The sequence below is a fragment of the Kitasatospora sp. NPDC098663 genome (assembly GCF_044760075.1).
Taxonomy (GTDB): domain Bacteria; phylum Actinomycetota; class Actinomycetes; order Streptomycetales; family Streptomycetaceae; genus Kitasatospora.
Genome location: NZ_JBIWAP010000120.1, coordinates 1 through 3941 on the forward strand (window position 1 = coordinate 1; position 3941 = coordinate 3941).

Below are 3941 nucleotides of genomic sequence, written 5' to 3' on the forward strand. Positions count from 1 at the left end.
CGCCAGGGCGGTCCGCCCGAGAAGGTACGTCTGCAGGAGCACCCCGTACTCGTTCCCGATCTCCGCGTGCACTGCCCGGGACGCCTCGAAGTCAGCGGCGGCCCCGCTCAAGTCACCGTTCGAGGACTTCAGCAGACCACTGAACTCCACGACCGACGCCTGCAGTTTGCGCTCCTGCCTCCGGTCGGGAAGCGCCCCGTCCAACAGCCGCGAGGCCCGCCGCGCGTGATCAACGTGTCGGGCCGCCTCCTCGTGGAACCCCTGCTCCCACAGCGGTCGGGCCAACTGGCACCGCATGCGAACCATGGCCGGGAGGAACTCGCCCTGATCCGCGGCGGCAACCCCGAGCCGGAAGGCGTCGATCACGTCCGCGTAGTGCGGATGATCGAGGAAGTGGGTCCACAGCGGTTCGCAGAGTGCCCAGGCGTCCTCGTGATGTCCATCCTCGGCTGCGGTCCACACGCACCCGAACAGGGCGAGCCGCGCCGACTCCAGCCATCGGTAGGCCGCCACCGCGTCCGGGAAGTCCACGTCGGCCACCTCCGGGCCGATCGGGTCCACCAGCGGCGCGAAGGTCATCCGGCGACCGGCCGCCGCGAGGTCCGCGCGGGCCGCCTGCCTCCGGTACCACCTGACGACGGACAACCGGGCGGCCGCCCCGGCCGTACCATCCGGATCGGTCTGCCGGGCCCGGCGTTCGGCGTGGCCACGCAGGAGGTCGTGCATGCGGTACCCGTCCAGCCGGTACTCCAACAGGCCGGCCGCCTCCAGTTCCTCCAGCGCGTCCGCGGCCCGGCCGGGGGCCACCCCGAGCAGGGCAGCCGCCGGCAACTCTCCGAGGACTGGACCGGGATGCTGCGGCAGCAGCCGGTAGAGCCGCGCAGCAGCCGGCTCCAACCCTTCGTACGCGGCGTCCCAGACGGCCTCGATCATGGGAATCCCCTTCCCGTGCAGTTCGGCGGTCAGCTCCTCCACCAGCCGGGACAAGCTCCGTCGGCGGTACTTGCGCACCCACTGCCCGGCCACCTGCAACGCGGCGGGAAGGCCTCCGCAGCCCCGGGCCAGCTCCGCAGCGGCATCCGGCTCGGCCTTCAGCCGCGGGTCCTCCACGATGTTCCCGAGCAGGCGCACCGCGTCGTCCAGCGACAACGGACCCACAGCCACCTCCACCGCGGCCGTCCCGTCGAGGTCGTACAGCGGCGACTGGCTCGCGAGGATCACCAGGCTCCGATCCGAGGCCGGCAAGAACGCCCGGACCTCGCTGCCGAACCGTGCGTTGTCGACCAGGACGACGAGCCGCTTGTCCCGGGTCTGCGACCAGTACTGCTTCGAACGTCCGGTGGCGCTGCGCTCCAGCCACTCGGGCGGCACCCCCAACGCCGTCAGCATGCCGCCGACGGCATCTGCGACTTCCACCACACCCTCCCGGCGCAGGTCGTCGAGATCGACGTACAGCACCCCGTCCGGGAAGCGGTCAGCGAACCGGCGCGCCAACTGGTAGCCGAGGGCCGTCTTGCCGATTCCACCGATCCCGGTCAGAGCCACGAGCAACGGACCGCCGCCCTCGGTGTGCTCCGCCACGGCCCGGACGACACGATCCTGCTCGGCCAGACGGTTCTCGAACGGCACGGTCACCGGCGGCAGTTGGAACGGCGCCGATCTCTCGGGGCCGCCACTGTGTTGGTGGAAGTGCAGCTCCCCTATGTTCCTGGCCTGGACGACCGTCTCCGCCCGCCCGTCCACGCTGTTGCGCGTCTCCTCAGACATGGGACCAACAGTAGGTCCCGCAGGGAAGCATGACGCCGCGATCGAGGCTGCGTCCCACCGATTCGCGAATCCGGTTAGGAGAAATCCGTGCCTCCGCGGCGGGTTCTCCCTATGGTGTGAACAAACGGCACCGATGGACGAAGGAGCACTACGTTGGATCCGATCACCGCCGCCGCCCTCACGGCACTCGCGGGCAGCGTTGCCGGCGAAGCCGGACGCCAGGCGTGGCAGGGACTCGCCACTCTGGTGAGGCGTCCGTTCCGCCGTGGCGGAGGACAGGATCAGGAGGAACTGCCCGGAATCAGCTCAGGCGAGGTGGAACTCGCGGCCCTGGAAGCCGTACCCGCCGACCCCGGACGGGCCCAGGCCCTGGCGACCGCCCTCGGAGTACGGGCCGCTCTGGACCCGGACTTCCGCGTGCTCCTCGATGAATGGTGGGCCCGGGCCGCGACCGAATCCGCCGGCTCCGTCCACAACACCATCAGCGGCGGGACGCAGAACGGCACAATCGTCCAGGGGCGGGACTTCTCCAACCTCACCTTCAATATGCCGAGGACCGATGACCGTAACCACTGACTTTGGCGCTTCAAGATAACAGTGGGAGGCCCGGGAGAGTCCGGGGCCGGCGAGAAGACCATCGAAGGCGTGGGATGGTACTGGAGCACATCGACCTGAACGCGCTGCGGGCAGCCCGTGCCGCTGCCCGCGAGGTCGCCTGGCTGCAGACCACCGAGACCACGGACGGGATACCGCCGGCCGCGCCAAAGGAGGTCGACTGCCCGGCCTGGCCCTGGGCATCGACGCCACCCTGGTCACCTGCCACCGCGTTCAGGAAGGACCAGCACATGGGGCAGCATGCGCAGGGGAGGCAGCGTGTACCGGCGGCGCGGGTGCCCGGGACGAGGGCGGGCGGCAGTTGGGTGCGTGGTGTGTGCGGTTGTTGAAGGAGGCGGAGCACGGGTCGTGAACGTACTGCGTCGACCTGGCACCGGAGGACCGAAGGCGGCGTGCCCGGCGGCGGGGTGGTTTCGCGACGGAGGCCGAAGCCACTCAGGAGTTAGCGGCGGTGCTGGAGGGTGAGCTGAGCAGGACGCACGAGGTGCGCCGTACGACCGTGGCGGAGTTCCGGCGGGATTGGCTGGCGGCGAGGAGGGAGGAGCTCACGGTGAACACTTACGCCGGCTACGCGGCTTAGAGGAGCTAACACAAGGCTCGAACGCGTCGGTAGGTGATCACACAGCAGGCCAGTTTGAGGAAGGCCTCGTGGATGTCGTCGCGGATGTCCCAGCGGATCCGCAGGCGGCGGAAGCCGTGGATCCAGGCGTTCGTTCGCTCGACGACCCACCGCACGGCTCCGAGGCCGGAGCCGTGCGGCACGCCCCGGCGGGCGATGACCGGCTTGATGCCCCGTTGCCACAGCAGTCGTCGGTACTTGTCGTAGTCGTAGCCGCGGTCGGCGAACAGCTGGCGAGGTCGGTGGCGCGGCCGACCGGTCTTCCCGCGGATTCGGGGGATCGCGTCCAGGAGCGGCAGGAGTTGGGTGACGTCGTGGCGGTTGCCGCCGGTCAGGGTGATGGCCAGCGGTGTGCCACGGCCGTCCGTGATCACGTGGTGCTTCGAGCCCGGTCGAGCGCGGTCGACCGGGCTCGGTCCCGTTTTGGGCCGCCGCGACGGGCCTGGCGGTGCGAGCCGTCGATCACCGTCCGCGACCAGTCCAGTTCGCCGGCACGGTGCAGCTCGGTGAGGAGCGCCTGGTGCAGCCGGTCCCAGACCCCAGCCTCGTGCCAGTCCCGCAGGCGGCGCCAGCAGGTCATACCCGAGCCGAAACCGAGTTCCTGCGGCAGCCACTCCCACTGGATCCCCGTGTGCAGCACGAACAGGATCCCCTGCAGGCAGCCCCGGTCGTCCAGCGGCGGGCGGCCGATCCTGCGAAGCCGCTGCTGCCGCACCGGCAGCAGCGGCTCGATCCGGCCCCACAGGTCATCCGACACCAACCACGGCGCTCTCTTCCCCACGGCCTACTCAACGAGCCGATGAACGAACAGACATGGGCACAACGCCGTTCTGTTAGCTCCTCTTAGGGCTTGCAGATAATCAACACATCTCTTTGGTGTTGCTCTGAGGAGTCGCTGCGGGCTCGTATCTGGGCATGTGTACGGGCAGGAGTGGGGACG

3 protein-coding genes are annotated in these 3941 nt (G+C 69.7%); 1 reads left to right on the forward strand and 2 read right to left on the reverse strand.

What is annotated here, in order from left to right:
* Window positions 1–1767: NB-ARC domain-containing protein (locus ACIQVZ_RS42265; RefSeq protein ID WP_402458463.1), on the reverse strand; the 1767-nt coding region annotated here is incomplete at its 3' end.
* 153 nt (window positions 1768–1920) lie between these two features.
* On the opposite strand from ACIQVZ_RS42265, the gene ACIQVZ_RS42270 reads away from it, so the two are divergent.
* The gene (locus ACIQVZ_RS42270) at window positions 1921–2343 is read left to right on the forward strand and encodes a hypothetical protein (protein WP_402458466.1); all 423 of its coding nucleotides are present in this window, start codon (window positions 1921–1923) and stop codon (window positions 2341–2343) included.
* Between the two features lie 624 nt (window positions 2344–2967).
* On the opposite strand, the gene ACIQVZ_RS42275 is transcribed toward ACIQVZ_RS42270, so the two are convergent.
* Window positions 2968–3782, reverse strand: a protein-coding gene (locus tag ACIQVZ_RS42275; RefSeq protein ID WP_402458469.1) for an IS5 family transposase whose coding sequence is annotated in 2 segments (ribosomal slippage) — window positions 2968–3428 and window positions 3428–3782 — 816 coding nt in all. Because the reading frame shifts where the segments join, the coding sequence is not laid out codon by codon here.
* Window positions 3783–3941 lie beyond the last annotated feature (159 nt).